The 18,288-nt window shown below is 71.8% G+C and carries 18 protein-coding genes; 10 read left to right on the plus strand and 8 right to left on the minus strand.

All coding sequences use genetic code 11. From position 1 onward, the window contains the following. Window positions 1-10: 10 nt before the first annotated feature. The 3 genes from JYK18_RS24160 to JYK18_RS24170 are packed head-to-tail and all read right to left on the minus strand — an operon-like array spanning window position 11 to window position 2,427. Window positions 11-790: an SDR family oxidoreductase gene (locus JYK18_RS24160; protein WP_206804991.1), complete on the minus strand. Its 780-nt coding sequence runs from the start codon at window positions 788-790 to the stop codon at window positions 11-13. After that, complete coding sequence (locus JYK18_RS24165; RefSeq protein ID WP_206804993.1) at window positions 787-1,950, minus strand: hypothetical protein; 1,164 nt, start codon at window positions 1,948-1,950, stop codon at window positions 787-789. Before JYK18_RS24165 ends, JYK18_RS24160 begins: the two co-directional genes overlap by 4 nt. Window positions 1,951-1,971: 21 nt before the next feature. Continuing rightward, complete coding sequence (locus JYK18_RS24170; protein ID WP_206804995.1) at window positions 1,972-2,427, minus strand: Lrp/AsnC family transcriptional regulator; 456 nt, start codon at window positions 2,425-2,427, stop codon at window positions 1,972-1,974. 92 nt (window positions 2,428-2,519) lie between these two features. Here JYK18_RS24170 and pdhA point away from each other — a divergent pair, with 92 nt between their 5' ends. The 3 genes from pdhA to JYK18_RS24185 are packed head-to-tail and all read left to right on the plus strand — an operon-like array spanning window position 2,520 to window position 5,840. Continuing rightward, window positions 2,520-3,605: a pyruvate dehydrogenase (acetyl-transferring) E1 component subunit alpha gene (gene pdhA / locus JYK18_RS24175; protein ID WP_206805005.1), complete on the plus strand. Its 1,086-nt coding sequence runs from the start codon at window positions 2,520-2,522 to the stop codon at window positions 3,603-3,605. Next, entirely contained in the window at window positions 3,602-4,609 is a 1,008-nt protein-coding gene (locus tag JYK18_RS24180; protein WP_242582029.1) for an alpha-ketoacid dehydrogenase subunit beta, read from the plus strand. The genes pdhA and JYK18_RS24180 overlap by 4 nt, the downstream gene beginning before the upstream one ends. Next, window positions 4,602-5,840 (plus strand): dihydrolipoamide acetyltransferase family protein, encoded by a 1,239-nt coding sequence (locus JYK18_RS24185; RefSeq protein WP_206805007.1) that lies wholly within the window; start codon window positions 4,602-4,604, stop codon window positions 5,838-5,840. The genes JYK18_RS24180 and JYK18_RS24185 overlap by 8 nt, the downstream gene beginning before the upstream one ends. 75 nt (window positions 5,841-5,915) lie before the next feature. On the opposite strand, the gene JYK18_RS24190 is transcribed toward JYK18_RS24185, so the two are convergent. Together JYK18_RS24190 and JYK18_RS24195 are read right to left on the minus strand one after the other, a co-directional pair. Beyond that, window positions 5,916-6,326, minus strand: a complete 411-nt coding sequence (locus JYK18_RS24190) for a helix-turn-helix domain-containing protein (RefSeq protein WP_206805009.1) — start codon at window positions 6,324-6,326, stop codon at window positions 5,916-5,918. A 12-nt stretch (window positions 6,327-6,338) separates the two neighbouring features. Continuing rightward, complete coding sequence (locus tag JYK18_RS24195; RefSeq protein WP_206805011.1) at window positions 6,339-6,917, minus strand: TetR/AcrR family transcriptional regulator; 579 nt, start codon at window positions 6,915-6,917, stop codon at window positions 6,339-6,341. Window positions 6,918-6,975: 58 nt separating this feature from the next. On the opposite strand from JYK18_RS24195, the gene JYK18_RS24200 reads away from it, so the two are divergent. From JYK18_RS24200 to JYK18_RS24230, 7 genes are all read left to right on the plus strand, one after another. Continuing rightward, on the plus strand, window positions 6,976-8,193 hold the full coding sequence (locus tag JYK18_RS24200) for a M14 family zinc carboxypeptidase (protein ID WP_206805013.1): 1,218 nt from the start codon (window positions 6,976-6,978) through the stop codon (window positions 8,191-8,193). A gap of 86 nt (window positions 8,194-8,279) precedes the next feature. After that, window positions 8,280-9,017 carry a class I SAM-dependent methyltransferase gene (locus JYK18_RS24205; RefSeq protein WP_206805015.1) on the plus strand — a complete coding sequence of 246 codons (738 nt, stop codon included), beginning with the start codon at window positions 8,280-8,282 and terminating at the stop codon, window positions 9,015-9,017. 37 nt (window positions 9,018-9,054) lie between these two features. After that, complete coding sequence (locus JYK18_RS24210) at window positions 9,055-10,122, plus strand: iron ABC transporter permease (RefSeq protein ID WP_206808091.1); 1,068 nt, start codon at window positions 9,055-9,057, stop codon at window positions 10,120-10,122. After that, window positions 10,122-10,934, plus strand: a complete 813-nt coding sequence (locus JYK18_RS24215) for an ABC transporter ATP-binding protein (protein WP_206805017.1) — start codon at window positions 10,122-10,124, stop codon at window positions 10,932-10,934. The genes JYK18_RS24210 and JYK18_RS24215 overlap by 1 nt, the downstream gene beginning before the upstream one ends. After that, on the plus strand, window positions 10,931-11,926 hold the full coding sequence (locus tag JYK18_RS24220; protein ID WP_206805019.1) for an ABC transporter substrate-binding protein: 996 nt from the start codon (window positions 10,931-10,933) through the stop codon (window positions 11,924-11,926). The genes JYK18_RS24215 and JYK18_RS24220 overlap by 4 nt, the downstream gene beginning before the upstream one ends. Further along, window positions 11,923-13,098, plus strand: coding sequence for a pyridoxal-phosphate dependent enzyme (locus tag JYK18_RS46860; RefSeq protein ID WP_242582031.1), 1,176 nt, complete (start codon window positions 11,923-11,925; stop codon window positions 13,096-13,098). Before JYK18_RS24220 ends, JYK18_RS46860 begins: the two co-directional genes overlap by 4 nt. Beyond that, window positions 13,095-14,264, plus strand: a complete 1,170-nt coding sequence (locus tag JYK18_RS24230; protein WP_206805021.1) for an ATP-grasp domain-containing protein — start codon at window positions 13,095-13,097, stop codon at window positions 14,262-14,264. The genes JYK18_RS46860 and JYK18_RS24230 overlap by 4 nt, the downstream gene beginning before the upstream one ends. Here JYK18_RS24230 and JYK18_RS24235 read toward each other — a convergent pair. Genes JYK18_RS24235 through JYK18_RS24245 form a run of 3 tightly spaced genes read right to left on the minus strand, consistent with a single transcriptional unit; the run spans window position 14,261 to window position 18,230 of the window. Beyond that, on the minus strand, window positions 14,261-15,985 hold the full coding sequence (locus JYK18_RS24235; RefSeq protein ID WP_206805030.1) for an ABC transporter ATP-binding protein: 1,725 nt from the start codon (window positions 15,983-15,985) through the stop codon (window positions 14,261-14,263). The two genes, JYK18_RS24230 and JYK18_RS24235, sit on opposite strands and share 4 nt — an antisense overlap. Further along, the gene (locus JYK18_RS24240) at window positions 15,982-17,685 is read right to left on the minus strand and encodes an ABC transporter ATP-binding protein (protein ID WP_206805032.1); all 1,704 of its coding nucleotides are present in this window, start codon (window positions 17,683-17,685) and stop codon (window positions 15,982-15,984) included. Before JYK18_RS24240 ends, JYK18_RS24235 begins: the two co-directional genes overlap by 4 nt. Then, a complete protein-coding gene (locus tag JYK18_RS24245) occupies window positions 17,673-18,230 on the minus strand; it encodes a GNAT family N-acetyltransferase (RefSeq protein WP_242582033.1) in 558 nt (185 codons plus the stop codon). Before JYK18_RS24245 ends, JYK18_RS24240 begins: the two co-directional genes overlap by 13 nt. Window positions 18,231-18,288 lie beyond the last annotated feature (58 nt).

The raw sequence follows: 18,288 nt of genomic DNA on the forward strand, positions 1-18,288 counted from the left end.
ACCCGCCCCCTCAGTGGTGGAACTCGCCGCAGTTGACGTCCAGGCACTGCCCGGTGATCCCCGAGGCCATCGACGACGCCAGGAACACCACGGTGTCGGCGATCTCGTCCGGTTCGGGCAGCCGCCGCAGGTCGGTGGTCGCCGCGGTTTCGGCGTAGACCGCTTCCCGCGTCGTCCCGCGTTCCTTGGCCAGGTGGCCGAAGTACCACTTCAGCGCGTCGGCCCAGATGTAGCCCGGTGCCACCGTGTTCACCCGGATGCCCCGCGGGCCGAGTTCGGTGGCCAGCGACTGGGCCAGCGAAAGCAACGCCGTCTTCGACATCTTGTACGCGCCGAAGGTCCGCCGCGAATGCCGGATCACCGCCGAGTTGATCATCACCACCGCACCGTCCACTTCGGCCAGTGCCGGGGTGAACAGGCGGGTCAGCCGCAGGGCCGCGAGCACCGTGGTGTCCAGTGCGGTGCGGATCGCGGCCGGGTCGGCGTCGAGCAGGTCGCCCATCGGCGGGAAGGCGAACGCGTTGTGCACCAAGGCGTCCACGCGGCCGAACTCCTCCACCGAGCGAGCGGCGAGCCGCTCCGCCGCGGCCTCGTCGGCGATGTCGGTGGGCACGCAGAGCGCTCGGCGCCCCAGTGCGGTGACCTCCTTCGCCACCTCCTCCAGCCGTGATTCGGTGCGCGCGGCCAGCACCACGTCGGCCCCCGCGGCCGCGGCGCGGACCGCGATCGACCGGCCGAGCCCCGGGCCGATGCCCGAGACCACCACTACCTTGCCCTCGAGCATCGTCATCCGAGCATCCTGGTGGCGAAGGCGGCCTGCCGGGCCGCGATCCGGCCCGCGTACTCCCGCGGGGTGACCCTGGCCTGCTGGTAGTACGGCAGCCGCCGGGGGAGTTCGGCGAACGGCACCACCTCCACCTCCGGCCCGTCCTCGGGTTTCAGCTCACGGGACAGCCGTTGCCAGCGGATCTGCACGAAGCCCTGCGCGTGCCCGGTGCGCTCCAGCCAGTTCGCCAGCCCCGGATCCCGTTCGCTGACCACGAACCGGATCTTGCCGTCGGGATCGACGCGGGCCTGCGAGGTGTTCAGGCTGGTCTGGTGGTTGGCGTAGTCGAGCGAGACGTACCACCGGCTGCCCAGCTGGATGCCCTGGTACGGCGCGTCGGACGCGGGCACGGTGACCACCAGCACCTGGTCGTCGGTCAGGTCGTAGTGCCCGGCCGAGGAGAACTGCGTGGTCAGCCCGCCCGGCGTCGACCGCGGTTCGGTCATCGTGTTCACCGGCAGCTTGAGGTAGAACCAGTCCGGGAACTTCAGGAACGTGTGCAGCCGGTTGAGCAGCAGTTTCCCGGCGACGCCGTACCGCTTGGTCATCTTGTCCTGCGTCGGGCGAGGCGGCACCTCGCCGACGCGGTCCGCGCGGTGGATGCGCAACAGGCCGCGTTCCTCGGTCCAGTCGCTGAAAACCTCGCGCGCGACCAGCATCGCCGAGCCCGGGGCGAGGGTGAAGTAGTTGGGGTCGCTGGACTTCTCCGGCCCGAACCGGATCTCGAAGGTGCCGTCGGGCTCGATCCGGATGGACCGGTCGTCGAAGGCGGTGACGCTGTCCGGCACGTCGACCGGGGTGTAGTCGCCCGCCAGCACCTGGAAGCTCAGGTCCGCGGTGGTGCCCCGGCGGCCGGTGACCACGTACTCGGCGTCGTCGCGCAGGTAGGCGTGGAAGTACAGGGTGTCGGGGTTGTCCAGGCCCATCTTCGTGTACGGCCCGGTGGACTGCACGAAGTACGGGAAGTCCCGCTCGTAGGCCCACGCCATCTGCAGCGACGCGCGGATGCTGCCGACGAGGTAGTCGTACCCCTCGGTCAGGTCCTGGTCGGTCCGGATGTGCGGGGCCGAGGTGATGATCTTCTCGGCTTCGGCGATCGCTTCGGCGAACGGCTGGGTGAGCACCCGGTTACGGTAGAACGTGTTCTAATTCACGTCAATGCTCTCCAAGCTGTGCAACTCGTCAAGAACCAGCACGGTATGACTCGACAGCACGTCAGGCATGGTTTGCAGGCGGTGCAGCACCAGTTGCCGGAGGCTGGAGGCGTCCGGCGCGCGCACCAGTAACACGATGTCGTGCTCGCCGGAGACGAGCGCGCCGTGCCAGACCTCGGGGATCTCCAGCACCCGCTTGCGCACCGCCTGCCACGAGTGCTGGCTGATCTTCAGGTACACGTACGCCGAGATGCCCAGCCCGGCGCGCTCCGGGTCGATCACCGCGCTGTAGCCGGTGATCACGCCGTCGCGGTGCAGCCGGTCGACGCGGGAGTAGACCGCCGCCCGCGAGATGTGCAGGCGTTCGGCGAGCGCGCGCATGGACAGCCTGCCGTCCGCGCGCAGCTCCTTGACGATTCGGCGATCGGTCTCATCGAGTGCGGCCATGTGGCCCACCCTAACGGCGTTCACAAGCCAAACGTCCGGAGAATTGGCCTCGCTCTGGAATATTGGCCGGGCGGCGGCGGAGCATTCGCGCCATGACGACGGTCACCCGTTCCGAGCGCGGCCTGCTGCCCGCGGCCGAGCCGCTCGCCCTGCTCACCGCCGCGGGCGAGCCGGTGCCCGCCCCGGTCCTGCCGATGCCCGGCGACGAGGTGCTGCTCGACCTGCACCGGCGGATGGTGCTCGGCCGCCGCTTCGACGCCCAGGCCACCGCGCTGACCAAGCAGGGCAGGCTGGCGGTCTACCCGTCCTCGCGCGGGCAGGAGGCCTGCGAGGTCGGCGCGGTGCTGGCCCTCGACGAGCGCGACTGGCTGTTCCCCACCTACCGCGACTCGGTCGCCCTGGTCACGCGCGGCGTCGACCCGGTCGAGACGCTCACACTGCTGCAGGGCGGCTGGCACCTGGGTTACGACCCGTACGAGCACCGCGTCGGCCCGCAGTGCACCCCGCTGGCCACCAACACGCTGCACGCCGTCGGCGTCGCGCACGCCGCGCGGCTCAAGGGCGAGGACAGCGTCGCGCTGGTCCTGCTCGGCGACGGCGCGACCAGCGAGGGCGACACGCACGAGGCGCTGAACTTCGCCGGGGTGTGGCAGGCGCCGGTGGTCTTCCTGGTGCAGAACAACGGGTACGCGATCAGCGTGCCGATGAGCAAGCAGAACGCGGCGCCTTCCTTGGCGCACAAGGGAATCGGCTACGGCGTGCCGTCCGTGCTGGTGGACGGAAACGATCCGGCCGCGGTCTACGCGGTGGTGCGCGACGCGGTACGGGCCGCGCGCGAGGGCGGCGGGCCGACGCTGATCGAGGCGAAGACCTACCGCATCGAGGCGCACACCAACGCCGACGACGCCAACCGCTACCGCGACCCGAGCGAAGTGGCCTACTGGCTCAGCCGCGACCCGCTCGACCGCATCGAGGCCTACCTCCGGTCGCGCGGCCTGCTCGACGACGCCCGCCGCGACGCCGTGCTGGCCGAGGCCGAGGCGTTCGCCGCGAAGGTGCGCGACGGCATGAACGCCGACGTGGCACCGGATCCGGCCGAGTTGTTCGAGCACGTCTACGCCCAGCCGACGCCCGCGCTGCGGGAGCAGGCCGCCCAGCTCGCCGAGGAGCTCCGATGACAGCGCCGACCCTCTCCATGGCGGGCGCGCTGAACCGCGGCCTGGCCGACGCGCTCGACGCCGACGACCGCGTGCTCGTCTTCGGCGAGGACGTCGGCCCGCTCGGCGGTGTGTTCCGGGTGACCGACGGGCTCGCCGCGCGGTTCGGCGAGCGGCGCGTGTTCGACACCCCGCTGGCCGAGTCCGGCATCGTCGGCACCGCCATCGGCATGGCGATGAACGGCCTGCGCCCGGTGGTGGAGATGCAGTTCGACGCCTTCGCCTACCCGGCGTTCGAGCAGATCACCAGCCACCTGGCGAAACTGCGCAACCGCACGCGCGGCAAGGTCGAGGTGCCGGTGGTCATCCGGATCCCCTACGGCGGCGGGATCGGCGGCGTCGAGCACCACTGCGACTCCTCGGAGATGTACTACACGCACACGCCCGGCCTGCGCGTGGTCACGCCCGGCACCCCGGAGGACGCCTACCACCTGCTGCGCGCGTCGATCGACTCGCCGGACCCGGTGATCTTCCTGGAGCCGAAGCGGCTCTACTGGGCGAAGTCCGAAGTGGACTTCGCCGCGGGCGTGCCGGTGGACCGCGCGGTGGTGCGGCGCGAGGGCGCCGACGTCACGCTGATCGCCTACGGCCCGATGGTGCCGGTCGCGCTGGAAACCGCCGACGCGGCCAGGGAAGAGGGCTGGGACGCCGAGGTGGTGGACCTGCGCACGCTGTCGCCGTTCGACGACGAGACGGTCGCCGCGTCGGTGCGCAAGACCGGCCGCGCGGTGGTGGTGCACGAGGCGTCGGGGTTCTGCGGGTACGGCGCGGAGGTCGCCGCCCGGCTCACCGAACGCTGCTTCCACCACCTGCACGCGCCCATCCTGCGCGTCACCGGCTACGACATCCCTTACCCGCCACCGAAACTGGAGGAGCACCACCTGCCGAACGTGGACCGGGTGCTGGACGCGATCGCGCGGCTGCAGTGGGACGACCAGGTGGACGGAGTGGTCGGCGTTGCCTGAGTTCAAGCTCCCCGACCTCGGTGAAGGGCTGACCGAGGCGGAAATCGTGCGCTGGCTGGTGTCGGTCGGCGAGACGATCACCGTGGACCAGCCGGTGGTCGAGGTGGAAACCGCCAAGGCGGCGGTCGAAGTGCCCTCTCCCTTCGCGGGAGAAGTGACCGCGCTGCACGGCGCCGCGGGCGAAACGCTGCCCGTCGGGGCACCGCTGCTCAGCGTGGGCGGGCCGGCTCCGGGATTCACCGAACCGGGCGTGGTGGTCCCGGAGCCGGCCGGTGAGACCGAGGGCAGCGGCAACGTGCTGATCGGCTACGGCACGTCGGCGACGAAACGGCGGCGGCGATCACCGCGGCGCGCGGTCGCCGCGGTCACGTCCGCGGCGGTCGCGCCTGCTCCGGTCGCTGTTGCCCCGGAACGCACGTCGACGGCGGTCATCTCGCCGATCGTGCGCCTGCTGGCCAAGAAGAACGGCGTCGACCTCCGTTCGGTGCCGGGCAGCGGCCCGCACGGGGTGATCCGGCGGTGCGACGTGGAACGCGAGATCGCCGGGCGCGCACCTTCGGGCGAAGGCCGCCGGATTCCGTTGAAGGGCATGCGGAAGGCCGTCGCGGAGAAGCTGGCGACCTCCCGCCGGGAGATCCCCGAGGCGACCGTCTGGGTCGACGTCGACGCCACCGGCCTGCTCGCGGCCCGTGACCAGCTCGACGGCGTGGGCCTGCTCGCGTTGCTGGCGCGGTTCGCCGTGGCGGGGCTGAAGAAGTTCCCCGAACTGAACTCCCGCGTCGAGCGGGACGCGATCGTGGTGCTCGACCGGGTGCACCTCGGGTTCGCCGCGCAGACCGAGCGCGGGCTGGTCGTGCCGGTGGTCCGCGACGCGCAGGCGCTGAGCACGCGCGCGCTGTCGGAAGCGTTGCGGGAGAAGACCGCGGCGGCACGGGCGGGGGAGCTGACCCCGGCGGACCTCACCGGCGGCACGTTCACGGTGAACAACTACGGCGTGTTCGGCGTGGACGGTTCGGCGGCGATCATCAACCACCCGGAGGCGGCGATCCTCGGCATGGGCCGGATCATCGACCGGCCGTGGGTGGTCGACGGGGTGCTGGTGGCGCGGAAGGTCTGCCAGCTCACGCTCGCCTTCGACCACCGCGTCTGCGACGGCGGCACGGCGGGCGGCTTCCTGCGCTTCGTCGCCGACTGCGTCGAAGCCCCGGTGCGGGCACTGGCGGACCTCTAGCCCAGGTGGTGTGAATGTGGCTTTCACCGCCGAATCCGCTGTGAAAGCCACATTCACACCACTCGGCGCCACCGCTCAGTCGGTGATCGCCTCGATCAGGCGGAGTACCTCGGTGGTCGCGGCGACACTGCCCAGCACCACCACCTTCATCGAGCCGCGTTCCTCGTGGTAGACGGTGTCGACCCGCAGCGGCGTGCCGTCGTCGTCGCGGGCGCTGTTCGCCGCGCTCATCAGCAACGTGGTGAGCCGCTGGGCGGTCGCCGCGTCCACCGCGTCGACCTGCACGATGCTGGACACCTCGACCCGGCGCGTCCCGCTCACCGCCGGTTTGCCGGTCAGCTCCTCCAGGTCCTCGCGCGCGATGCGGTACTGCTTCCCGATGCGCACCGCCTTGAGCCGCCCGTCGCGGACGTAGTTGCGCACGGTCCGCACGTGCAGCCCCAACCGCTCGGCCACCTGCTCCACCGAGAGCAACTCTCCCGCCATCCCTCCAAGCTACTAGCCGACCAGGTGGGCCAGCGCCGCGGCGGCGTCCTCAGCTTCCGTTGTGGACACCGAGGCCGGGTCCAGCAACGCGCGCTGGGCCAGTCCGCTGAGCAGGGCGTGCGCGGCCAGGCTCAGCCGCCGCGCCTGCTCACCGGTGGTCCGGCCGCGGCCCAGCCTGCGTCCGGTGAGCAGTTCCCGCAGGCGCCGCACCGGGATCGGTTCCCCGGCCTCGGGTTCGCGCAACGCCGCCGCGGTGGCCTCCAGTTCGAACGCGAACCGGTCGCGCGCGCCCTTGCTCGCGGCCATCCGCATCCAGACCCCGGCCGCGCCGCGCAGCACGTCGGCCACCGGCAGCTCCGGGTCGGCGAGCGCGTCCAGCTCGGCGGCCAGTTCCTCGGCGAGCTGGTCCATCGAGGCGGCCAGCAGGTTCCGCTTGCTGCCGAAGATCGAGTAGATCGCGCCGGTGCTCAGCTCGGCGCGGTCGGCGATGTCCTCCAGCCGGGCGTCGCGGTAGCCGCGCGCGGCGACCTCGGCGAGACAGGCGTCGATCAGGGCTTCGCGATTGCGCGCCTTGAGCACGGTCCGTTTCACGTTCGTGATGGTAATCTGATTATTATAGTAATCAAATTATCAATCCGGAGGGTGTGTCGTGGACGAGGTCGCCCGGATCACCGCGTCGATGGAGCAGGCCACCGGTTTTCCCACGGTCGACCGGATGCACCGGTTCACCGCCGAGATCGCCGAGAAGCACCCCGGCACGGTCTCGGTGGCCATGCTGGGGCACTCGAAGCTGGGCGATCCGATCCACCACGTCCGGGTCGGGGACGGCGCGCGGCAGGTGGTGGTGATCGGCAGCCCGCACCCCAACGAGCCGATCGGCCTGCTCACCATCCGGCAGCTGATCCGCGTGCTCGCCCAGGACACCGAGCTCCGCGACGCCCTCGACGCTACCTGGCACTTCGTCCCCTGTGCCGATCCCGACGGCACCCGGTTGAACGAGGGCTGGTTCGACGGCCCGCTCACCCGCGACCACGTGGCCCGCAACTTCTACCGGCCGCCGAGCGCCGAGCAGGTCGAGTGGACCTTCCCGGTCCAGTGGCGCGGCCGGACCGTCGGCACGCCCATCCCGGAGACCAGGGCGCTGATGAAGCTGATCGACGCCACCCGCCCGCAGCTGATCGCCTCCCTGCACAACGCCGACTTCGGCGGCGGCTTCTTCTACGTCTCCGGCCGCGGCGACGCCACCTACTACGCCGCGCTGACCGCACTGCTCGACGAAGCCGGGATCCCGCTGGACCGCGGCGAACCCGACGCGCCGGGTGCCCGCGCACTCGCGCCCGCGGTGTTCGAGATGCCGTCGTTCGGCACGCTCGCCGAAGCGATGGGCGGCCCGTTGCTCACCGGTGGCAGCACACGCGACTACTCCGCGCGCTACGGCAGTTCCGTGCTGATCAGCGAACTCCCGCTGTGGGTCGACCGCGGTGAGTCCCACCCGGACGGTGACTACGGCCAGGACCTCGAGTTCTTCACCGAACTGCTGCGGCCGGTGCGGTTGAGCGGGCGCAGCCCGTTCGAGCACGCGATCACCGATTCGCTGCGCTGGTTCCGCTTCGCCGGCGGGCAGGTGTGGCCGAGCGTGATCCGCTTGCGGTGCGCCGGGATGCTGCTGCGGTTGTTCGCCGACGAACCGGCGTCACCGGAGATCGAGGCCGCGCGCGCGACGCTGACCCCGGTCTTCGAGCGCTGGTGCGCCGAGGTCGCCGAACGCGCACCGGGCACGCTCGTGCCCCCGCACCGGCTGGCCGGCGTGCAGGCGGGCGCGATCGTCACTGCGGTGACCCGGCTGCGCGACGGCCTGCCGGTGTGACTGCTCCATCCGGGTGGCCCGGGAACTGAACGCCCCGCGCCGACGACCTCCACTTCGAACGGCTGACGAAGTGAAGGACGGGGTGCATGGCCTGGTACGACGATGACGACCTGTGGGCCGGGTTCGCCGGGGCGATGTTCTCCCGGCGCAGGGCTGCCGAAGCCGCCGAGCTCGTCGCCAAATCGCCGTTGCTGGCCTTCCCCACCGGGGCCAGGGTGCTCGACCTGTGCTGCGGACCGGCGATCCACCTGGTGCCGCTGGCCCAGCGCGGCGACCGGGTCACCGGGGTGGACCTGAGCGAGGTCATGCTGGCGCGGGCCCGCGAAGCCTGCCGGGACGCCGGGGTCGAGGTCCGCCTGGTCCAGGCCGACATGCTGGAGTTCACCGAGGAACGCGGCTTCGACGTGGTGCTCAACCTGTACACCTCGTTCGGCTACTTCGACGATCCCGCCGACAACCTGCGCGTGCTGCGCAACGCCCACGCCAGCCTCGACCGCGGTGGCTCGCTGCTGGTCGACGTGCTGGGCAAGGAGGTCCTGGCGAGCTGGGTCGGCCGCCCGCAGGCCGTCGACGTCGAAGAGGGCACGGTGTACATGCGCGACACCATCCTCGACGACTGGACCCGCCTCCGTACCGAATGGACACTCGTGGCCGGGGACACCGTGCGCCACGCGACCATCACCAGCTTCCTCTACAGCGCCGCCGAACTGCGGGCGTTGTTCGAGCAGGCCGGGTTCACCTGGGTCGAGTGCTTCGGCGACTTCGACGGCAGCCCGTACGACAACCACTCCCGGCGGCTGATCGTGCGTGGCCGTGCGAACTGAGGCGCGGACTGAGGTACGCGGCGAGCCGCGCTGGCGCCTGCTCGCCGAACCGTCGGAGCCGGACGCGCCGGCCAGGGGCGGGCTCACCGGCGGCATCGTCGTGCTTTCGGTGGTGCTGGTGGTTTCCGTGCTCGCCGGGATCGCGCTCGGCCCGACCGTGATCCCGCTCGACGAGGTGCTGCGCTACCTGCGTGCCGCGCTCACCGGTGGCTCGATCAGCCAGGCCGAGCTGACCGGGTACTCGATCGTCTGGGACGTGCGCACGCCGCGCGTGCTGCTCGCGGTGGTGGTCGGCGCGGGGCTCGCGGTGGTCGGCGTCGCGCTCCAGGCCCTGGTGCGCAACGCCTTGGCCGAACCGTTCGTGCTCGGCATCTCCTCGGGTGCGTCGGTCGGGGCCACCGCGGTCGTGGTGTTCGGCGTGTTCGCCTCGCTCGGCGTGCTGGCCATGTCGGTGGCGGCCTTCCTCGGCGCGCTGGTCGCGACCGTGCTGGTCTACCTGGCCGCCCGCAGCGCGCTGGGGCTCACGCCGTTGCGCCTGGTGCTGACCGGGGTCGCGCTCGCCTACGCCTTCCAAGCCGTCATGAGCATGATCGTGTTCCTCGCGCCGAACAGCCAGGCCGCGCAGACGGTGTTGTTCTGGCTGCTCGGGAGCCTGGGCGCGGCCAGCTGGCAGTCGCTGCCGATCGCGGCGGTGGCCGTGGTGATCACCATCGTGGTGCTGCTGCGCAAGAGCAGGCCGCTCGACATCCTCTCGCTCGGCGACGAGACCGCGGCCAGCCTCGGGGTGGACGCGGCGGCGTTGCGGCGAGGGCTGTTCCTGCTCACCGCGGGCGCGACCGGGCTGCTGGTGGCGGTCAGCGGCGCGATCCCGTTCGTCGGGCTGGTGCTGCCGCACGTGGTCCGGATCGTGGTCGGCTCCAGCCACCGCCGGGTGCTCGCCATCGCGCCGCTGGCCGGGGCGGTGTTCCTGGTCTGGGTGGACGTGCTGGCCCGGGTCGTGGTGGCGCCGGAGGAACTGCCGATCGGCGTGATCACCGCGTTGATCGGGGTGCCGGTGTTCATCGTGCTGATGCGCCGGCGCGGCTACATGTTCGGAGATCGCTGATGGGACAGGCAAAGCTCTCGCTGCGGGACGTCTCGGTCGAGATCGCGGGCGCGACGCTGGTCCGCGAGCTGCGCCTCGACGTCGGTGAGGGCGAAGTGGTCGGCCTGGTCGGGCCGAACGGCAGCGGAAAGTCGACCGCGTTGCGCTGCGTCTACCGCGCGCTGCGCCCGACCGGCGGCGCGGTGCTGCTCAACGACGAGGACCTGAGCCGGGTGCCGCTGGCCGAGAGCGCGCGCTCGATCGCCGCGCTCACCCAGGACAGCCGCGCGGAACTGGACTTCACCGTGGAGGAGGTGGTCGCCCTCGGGCGGTCACCGCACCAGCGCGGTAACGCCCGGCTCACCGCCCGCGAGCGCCAGCTGTGCCGGGATGCCTTGCGTCGCATGGACATCACGCATCTCGCGTTGCGCAGCGTGCTGTCGCTGTCCGGTGGGGAACGCCAGCGCGTGCTGATGGCCAGGGCGCTGGTGCAGGAGCCGAGCGTGCTGGTGCTCGACGAGCCGACCAACCACCTCGACGTGCGTCACCAGGTGGAACTGCTGACCTTCCTGGCCGGGTGCGGGCTGACCGTGCTGGTCGCGCTGCACGACCTGAACCTCGCCGCCGCGGTGTGCCAGCGCATCGCCGTGCTGCGCGATGGCGAACTGGTGGCGTGCGGTTCCCCGGCCCAGACGCTCACCCCGGCTCTGGTGCACGACGTGTTCGGCGTCTGGGCCAGCGTCGTGACCCACCCGCGTACCGGGATCCCGCAGCTGCTGTACGACCTCGACCCCGAAGGCCCGGAAAGTCCCGAAAGGACAGACACCGCATGAAGACGCGTACTCGATGGGCCGCGCTGGCGGCGCTGCTCCCGCTGCTGGCGGCCTGCGGGGCCACGGTCGAGCCCGCCCCCGCCCCGGCCGGCGGCCAGTCGGCCACCGTGGCCAACTGCGGTGAGCAGGCCACCTACCCGGTCCCGCAGCGCGCGGTGTCCTACGACATCAGCGGGACGGAGAAGATGTTCGCGCTCGGGCTCGCCGACCGGATGCGCGGGTACGTGCTGAACAAGGTGGCCGATCCGTCCATCGACGGCTCGGCGTACAAGGCCGACTACGCCAAGGTGCCCCGGCTCGGCACCGCGCGGATCACCAGGGAGATCGTGGTCGACGCGCAGGCCGACTTCGTCTTCGCCGGGTGGAACTCCGGGTTCAGCGAGGAACGCGGCATCACCCCGAAACTGCTGGAGCAGCTGGGCATCCGCAGTTACCTGCACACCGAGACCTGCTGGGACTACGGTGCCGCCAAGGCCGATGTGTCCCCGATCGAGGCGTTGTTCGCCGATCTGGCGAACCTGGGCAAGATCTTCCAGGTCGAGGCGCGGGCGAACGAACTGGTCGGGCAGTTGCGCGGCCGGCTCGACGCGGTGCGCAAGGGCGTGCCCGCCGGGGTGGAGCCCGCCAGGGTGTTCGTCTACGACTCGGGCACCGACCAGCCGTACACCGCGGGCAAGCACGCCGCGCCCACCGATCTCATCGCCGCGGCGGGCGGGCGCAACGTCTTCGGCGAGCTGGCCGACGGCTGGGGCTCGGTCGGCTGGGAGCCGGTGGTGCAGGCCCAGCCCGAGGTGATCGTGGTGGTCGACTACGGCGACCAACCGGCCCAGCAGAAGATCGACTTCGTGAAGTCGTTCGAGGGCTTGAAGAACTCGCCCGCGGTCCAGGAGAACCGGTTCTACGTGATGTCGATCGGGGAGCTGGTCAGCGGCCCGCGCAACATCGACGGCGCCGAGAACCTGGCGCGTTACCTGCGGTCCGTCGGCCGATGACGCACACACCGGAGACCGCGGTGCTGACCGGGGTGCACGAGCACGTCACCGACGCGATCAAGGACCCGAGCCTGATCCGGCTGGCGCCGAACGTGGTGCTCGCCCGGTTCGAGACGATGAAGGTCTACGCCGCGCTCGGGGCGGTGCGGTCGCTTTTGGACAGTGGGATGGTGCGGCCGGGCCAGACGCTGATCGACTCCTCCAGCGGGATCTACGCGCTCGCGCTGGCGATGGCCTGCCACCGCTACGGGCTGCGCTGCCACATCGTCGCGTCGACCACCGTGGACGCGACGATCCGCGCGCAGCTGGAGGTGCTCGGCGCCACGGTGGACCAGATGCCGCCGTCGGCGAGCCTGCAGCTGGACCAGGAACGCCGCGTGCGGCGGGTGCGGGCGCTGCTGGCCGAGCGCCCGGACATGCACTGGATGCGGCAGTACCACGACGAGGTGCACTACGCGGGGTACGCCGAACTCGCCGAGATCGCGGAACGGGCGCTGCCGTCCGGGCCGCTGACGGTGGTCGGCGCGGTCGGCACCGGTGCGTCGACCGGCGGCCTGGTGCAATCGCTGCGACAACGGGACCGGGACGTGCGGGACCGGGACAGGGGCGGGCGAGGCCGGGACGTGCGGGGCCGGGACGGGGGCGTGCGGCACCGGGATGGGGATGGGCGAGGCCGAGATGGGGACGGGCGAGGCCGGAATGTGCGGCAGGGTGACCGGGACGTGCGGCTGACCGGGATCGAGCCGTTCGGCAGTGTGAGCTTCGGCAGTGAGCGGCTGTCCGATCCGGAGGCGATCATCGCCGGGATCGGCAGTTCCATCCCGTTCGGCAACGTGCGCCACACGCTGTACGACCGGCTGCACTGGGTGGACTTCCGGTACGCCATGGCCGGGGCGGTCGGCCTGCTGCGGGAGCACGCGGTGTTCGCCGGGCTGTCCACCGGGGCGGCCTACCTGGCCGCGCGGTGGGAGGCCCGGGCCGAGCCGGAGCGGATGTTCCTGGTGATCGGCGCGGACACCGGGCATCGCTATGTCGACAAGGTGTTCTCGCGGCACCAGGACGCGCTCGACCCGGACCTGCTCTTCCCGGTCGAGGTGGCTTCGCTGGCCGAGCTGACCCTGCCCTGGTCCACAATGGACTGGGCGCGGCGGGCGTACCGGGTGGGCCGATGACCGTCGTACTGCTGGAGGCGTTGTCGTTCGGGCTGGGCCGCCTCGCCGACGCGGCTGCTTCGCTGGGCCGGCGCCTGGTGTTGTTCACCGGTGACCGGTCGATCTACCGGCACGAGCTCCGGTCGTCACCGGTCGAGGTGGTCGACGTCGACACCTTCGACGCAAACGCTTGCACCACGGCACTTTCCCGGGTATCCGACCTGGCGGGCCTGATCAGCTCGACCGACACCTGGGCCATCCCGGGCGCCCGGCTGGCCGCCGACTTCGGCCTGCCGGGCCCGCCGGTCGAAGCCGTGCGAACGCTCCGGGACAAGGCCCGGGTGCGGCAACTCCTGCACGCGCGGGGCTTGAGCCGGGGGACCGCCGTCGACGCTTCGGCCGCGTTGACGGACTTCCCGTTGGTGGTCAAGGATTCGGCGGGCACGTCCTCGCGGGACGTGTCGCTGGTGCATTCGGCTGAGGAGTTGCGGGCGGTGCTGTCGTCGGCGGGGCCGTTGAAGGGACGGCTGATCGCGGAGCCGTTCCTGGCCGGGCCGGTGTACAGCGCGGAAACGCTCACCTGGGCCGGGCAGACGCGGCTGCTCGGCGTGTCGAGCCGCCAGCTGTCGCGGGAGTTCCGGTTCCGGGAGGAGTCGGCGGCCTTCCCGGTCGCGTTCGGGGACAAGGACAGCGAGGTGCTGCGGGCCTGGGTGGCGGAGGTGCTGGCCGTGGCCGGGCACGAGCGGGGCTTCGCGCACGTGGAGTTCGTCCTGACCGGCGCGGGACCCGAGCTGGTCGAGATCAACGCGCGCATCGGGGGCGCGCTCGTCGGTGAGGCGCTGTGCCGTTCGCTGGGCACCAACGTCTACGAGGCGATGGTGCAGATGGCGCTGGGGGCGCGCCCGGCGCTGCTGGACTCCCCGGTGCCGGGAGGCCCGGCGGTGGCGTTCAGCCTCATCTACCCCGCGCGACCGGGACGCTTACGCGGCTGGTCCGGCTTGGACGCGCTGTCCGCGTACCCCGGCGACCCGGAGTGGTACCCGACCGCGGCGGCCGGCGACACGATCACCGCCTTGCCGGACCAACGTGCGTGCACAGGCCTCGTCCTGGTGCACGGCGATACCGCGGAACTGGCCGCCCACCGAGCACTCGCCGCGGCCGCCTCCATCCACCCCCTGATCGACTAACGGTCTCCGTGCCAGGAGTGCCACAGGGCGGAGTACGTGCCCCCGGCATCGACCAGGGAGGCGTGCGTGCCGAGTTCGGTGATCCGCCCGCCGTCGACCACGGCGATCCGGTCGGCATCGTGCGCGGTGTGCAGCCGGTGCGCGATGGCGACCACCGTGCGCCCTTCGAGCACCGCGGCGACCGAGCGTTCCACGTGCCGCGCGGTCCGCGGGTCCAGCAGGGCCGTCGCCTCGTCGAGCACCACCGTGTGCGGGTCGGCCAGCACCACCCGCGCCAGTGCCAGCTGCTGCGCCTGCGGCGCGTCCAGCCGCACGTCCCTGGTGTCCAAACCGGACTCCAGCGAGCGCACCCAGTCGGCGTCCACCACCTCCAGCGCCGCCAGCAGCTCCGCGTCCGAGGCACCGGGGGCGGCGATGGTCAGGTTGTCCCGGACGGTCCCGAGGAAAACGTGGTGCTCCTGGGTCACCAGCACCACCCGCTCCCGCAGCACCTCCGGCGCCAGGTCCGCCACCGGCACCCCGCCCACGGTCACCGAGCCCGAACCCGGCGCCGCCAGCCCGGCCAGCAGCCTGCCCAAAGTGGACTTCCCGGCCCCGGACGGCCCGACCAGCGCCAGCCGCTCACCCGGCCGCACCGACAGGTCGACCCCGTGCAGGACGTCCCCGGAAGCACCGTAGGCGTACCGCACGTCGCGGACCACCAGCTGGTCGTCCACCGGCACCTCAGTGGTCGGCACCCGGTCCGGCACCGCCTTCGCCACGCCCTTCAAGCGCGCGAACGACGCGCCGCTGCGCTGCAACTGGTCCAGCCAGTCCAGCAGGAAGTCCATCGGCTCGGTCAGCTGCCACGCGTACAGCACCGCCGAGACCGCCGCGCCCAGGGTGACCAGGTCGTTCGCCACGAACACGCCACCGGCCAGCAGCAGCACCGCGGCGGGCAGCGCGTAGACGAAGTCCACCACCGGGTACAGCACCGAACGCAGGAACAACGTCCGCCGACGGGCCGCGTACGCGCGGCGCACCCGGGCGTCGGTGGCCGCGATCTGCCGTTCCCCCAAGCCGAACGCCTCGACCGTGCGCGCGCCCTCCGCGGTTTCGACCAGGCTGTCCGACATCTCCGAGAGCGTCTGTCCTTCGTGGAGGTAGGCGTCCCTGGCCCGCCGCAGGTACCACCGGCTGATCACCAGGATCAGCGGCAACCCGACCATCGAGCACACGCCGAACAACGGGTCGAGCACGAACAACGCGGCGAAGACGAAGGTCAGCTGCACCGAGGAGATGAACAGCGTCGGCGCCGCGTCGCGCAGGGTGACGCCCACCGTCGACACGTCCGCCGCGCCCCTGGCCATCAGGTCGCCGGTCCCGGTCCGCTCGACCACCGGAGCGGGCAGCGACAGCGTGTCGTCGACGAAGTCCTCGCGCAGCCGCGCCAGCGTCCGCTCGCCGAGCCGGTGCCCGGCGTTGCGGGCGAACCGGGTCAGCAGCACCTGCGCCAGCGCGCACCCGATGATCGCCGCCGCCAGACCATCCACAGTGGACACCGTGGCGGTGCCGTCGCTGACCCGGTCGACGATCCGCCCGACCAGCCACGGCGCGGCCAGCCCGGCCAGCGCCGCCAGCGCGTTCAACCCCAGCACCACCACCAGCGCGCGGCGGTCGGCCCTGATCAGCTGCCAGGTCGCCCGCCGGACCTCGGGCGCACCCGCCACCGGCAGGCTCATCGCGCCACCTCCTCTTCGGCACCGCGGTAGACCAGGGCGCGGTACCGCGGTTCGGACTCCAGCAGGCTCGCGTGCGTCCCGGTCGCCACCACCCGGCCCTCGACCAGGAACGCGACCAGGTCCGCCCGCCCGGCCTGCAGCGGCGAGGTGGTGGCCACCACCGTGGTCCGCCCGGCGCGGAACTCCCGCAGCCGCGCGGCGATCAACGCCTCGGTCGGCGCGTCCACCGCGGACGCCGGTTCGACCAGCAGCAGCACCTCCGGTTCGGCCAGCAACGCCCTGGCCAGCCGCAACCGCTGCCGCTGCCCGCCGGAAAGGTTGGCCCCGCGGGCTTCCAGCAGCGAGTCGAGCCCGTCCGGCAACCCGGCGACCACGTCCTCGGCGGCGGCCGCGCGCACCGCCGCGGTGATCGCCGCGTCGTCGTGCTCGGCCCGCGTGGCGATCGCCTCGCGCACCGGTCCGGCGAACAGGTGTTCCTCGTTGCGCGCGAGCAGGATGCGCTCGCGGACCTCCTCGAGCCGGATGCCGGAAAGCGCCACCTCGTCCCAGGTGACCGCCGAATCGGTGTACCGCCCGAGTCGGTCGAGCACGGCGGCCGAGTCGGCGGGCGCCCCCGACACCACGGCCAGCAGCACGCCCGGCGGGACCACCAGACCGGAGTCCGGGTCGGCCAGGTTCGCCGGACCGTCCGGGCCGGGCCGGTCGCCGCCGGTCTGCTCCGGTTCGATCCGCAGCAACGCGGTGACCCGGCGGGCCGCGACCAGTCCGCGCGCCAGCTGGTCACTGCCCTCGATCAGGAAGAACATCGGGATCACCAGCGCCGCCACGTACCCGTAGACGGCCACCATCTCGCCGATGGTGATCTCGCCGGCGGCGGTCATCCGCGCGGTCAGCCAGGTGATCACCGCGAGGAACACCACCGGCATGCCGGTGGTCAGCGCCTTGACCCAGCTGGTCACCCGGCCGACGCGGTAACCGTCCTCGCGCAGCAGCCGCGACGAAGTGTGGAACCGCCGCGAAAACTGCTCACTGCCACCGATCCCGCGCAGCACCCGCAGCCCGCCGACGATGTCCCCGATTTGCGAGGTCAGCTCGCCCTGCCGTTCGCGGTACCCGGATTCGTTGCGCTGCAAGCGTTTCAGCAACGGCACGATGGCGAACGCGAGCAAGGGCACGCCGATCAGCACCACCAGCGCGAGCACCGCCGAGACGTCCAGCAGGAGCAGGGAAACCGCGAGGAAGGCGAACACCGCGCCCACCCCGGGCCCGACCAGCGTCAGGCATTCGGAGATGGTGCTGATGTCGGCCGCGCCGATGTGCGCGACTTCGCCGGAGGACACCCGGCGTGACAGCGTGGCACCGAGCCGGGCCACGTGCCGCACCACCACCCGCACCGTGCGCAGCGCGGCGTCGACCCGCACGAAGGTCATCGTGCGGTGGCGCATCAGCCCGAGCAGCGCGTTGAACAGCGCCGCCGCCAGCACCGCGCCGGTCCACCCCGCCAGCGCGGCGAAGTCGCCGGTGCGCAGGCCGTTGTCGATCGCCCGGGAGCTGAGGTACGGCGGCAGCATCGTGCTGACCATCCACACGCTGCCGTAGAGCGACCCGCGCGCCGCGCGCCACGGCTGGCTGCGCACCAGCCACCAGAGGTACCGCGCGGCGCTGCGGCAGTCCGGGGTGCCGGGGCCTACTTCCGCCATTCGGACCGGTCCACCGAGTACTCGACCTCACCGTGCTCCGAGCCCTCGATCGGGTCCGCCCAGTCGGCGAAGAAGGTGCGCGCGTACCGCAGCCCGGCCTTCTCCATCACCCGCCGCGAGCCGGAGTTGACCGCCATGGTGGTGGCGAAGACCCGCTTCGCGCCCAGTTCGGTGAACGCCTTCTCGACCAGCGCGAGCGAACCCTCGGTGGCGTAACCCTTGCCCCAGGCCGCCTGGCGCAGGCGGTAACCGAGCTCGGGCTCGTCGGCCGGGCCGTCGGGGTCCGGGCGCAGGTGGAACCAGCCGAGGAACTCCCCGCTCGCCTTCTCGTGCGCGAGGAAGAAGCCGTAGCCGTGACCGCGCTCGGCGTGCGCCAGCATTCGCGGCAGGAAGTGGGTTTCCACGCGCTCGCGCGAGGTCGGCACGCCGCCGGTGAGGTAACGCATCACCGCCGGATCGGAATCCAGCTCGACGAGCAGGTCCGCGTCGGCCGCGGTGATCCGGCGCAGCGTCAGCCGTTCGGTCTCCAGGAAGGTCCCCACCATGGCTACCGAACCTAGCGACCGCGAGCCGGTGACGCTTCCGATTTATTCGGCTACGCTG

The sequence above is a fragment of the Amycolatopsis sp. 195334CR genome (assembly GCF_017309385.1).
GTDB lineage: Bacteria > Actinomycetota > Actinomycetes > Mycobacteriales > Pseudonocardiaceae > Amycolatopsis.

Excerpts from the sequence above, each read along its gene's own strand:
- JYK18_RS24160 (WP_206804991.1), bottom strand. The coding sequence starts at position 790 with ATGACGATGCTCGAGGGCAAGGTAGTGGTGGTCTCGGGCATCGGCCCG.
- JYK18_RS24170 (WP_206804995.1), bottom strand. The coding sequence starts at position 2,427 with ATGGCCGCACTCGATGAGACCGATCGCCGAATCGTCAAGGAGCTGCGC.
- pdhA (WP_206805005.1), top strand. The coding sequence starts at position 2,520 with ATGACGACGGTCACCCGTTCCGAGCGCGGCCTGCTGCCCGCGGCCGAG.
- JYK18_RS24180 (WP_242582029.1), top strand. The coding sequence starts at position 3,602 with ATGACAGCGCCGACCCTCTCCATGGCGGGCGCGCTGAACCGCGGCCTG.
- JYK18_RS24190 (WP_206805009.1), bottom strand. The coding sequence starts at position 6,326 with ATGGCGGGAGAGTTGCTCTCGGTGGAGCAGGTGGCCGAGCGGTTGGGG.
- JYK18_RS24205 (WP_206805015.1), top strand. The coding sequence starts at position 8,280 with ATGGCCTGGTACGACGATGACGACCTGTGGGCCGGGTTCGCCGGGGCG.
- JYK18_RS24215 (WP_206805017.1), top strand. The coding sequence starts at position 10,122 with ATGGGACAGGCAAAGCTCTCGCTGCGGGACGTCTCGGTCGAGATCGCG.
- JYK18_RS24220 (WP_206805019.1), top strand. The coding sequence starts at position 10,931 with ATGAAGACGCGTACTCGATGGGCCGCGCTGGCGGCGCTGCTCCCGCTG.
- JYK18_RS46860 (WP_242582031.1), top strand. The coding sequence starts at position 11,923 with ATGACGCACACACCGGAGACCGCGGTGCTGACCGGGGTGCACGAGCAC.
- JYK18_RS24230 (WP_206805021.1), top strand. The coding sequence starts at position 13,095 with ATGACCGTCGTACTGCTGGAGGCGTTGTCGTTCGGGCTGGGCCGCCTC.
- JYK18_RS24235 (WP_206805030.1), bottom strand. The coding sequence starts at position 15,985 with ATGAGCCTGCCGGTGGCGGGTGCGCCCGAGGTCCGGCGGGCGACCTGG.
- JYK18_RS24240 (WP_206805032.1), bottom strand. The coding sequence starts at position 17,685 with ATGGCGGAAGTAGGCCCCGGCACCCCGGACTGCCGCAGCGCCGCGCGG.
- JYK18_RS24245 (WP_242582033.1), bottom strand. The coding sequence starts at position 18,230 with ATGGTGGGGACCTTCCTGGAGACCGAACGGCTGACGCTGCGCCGGATC.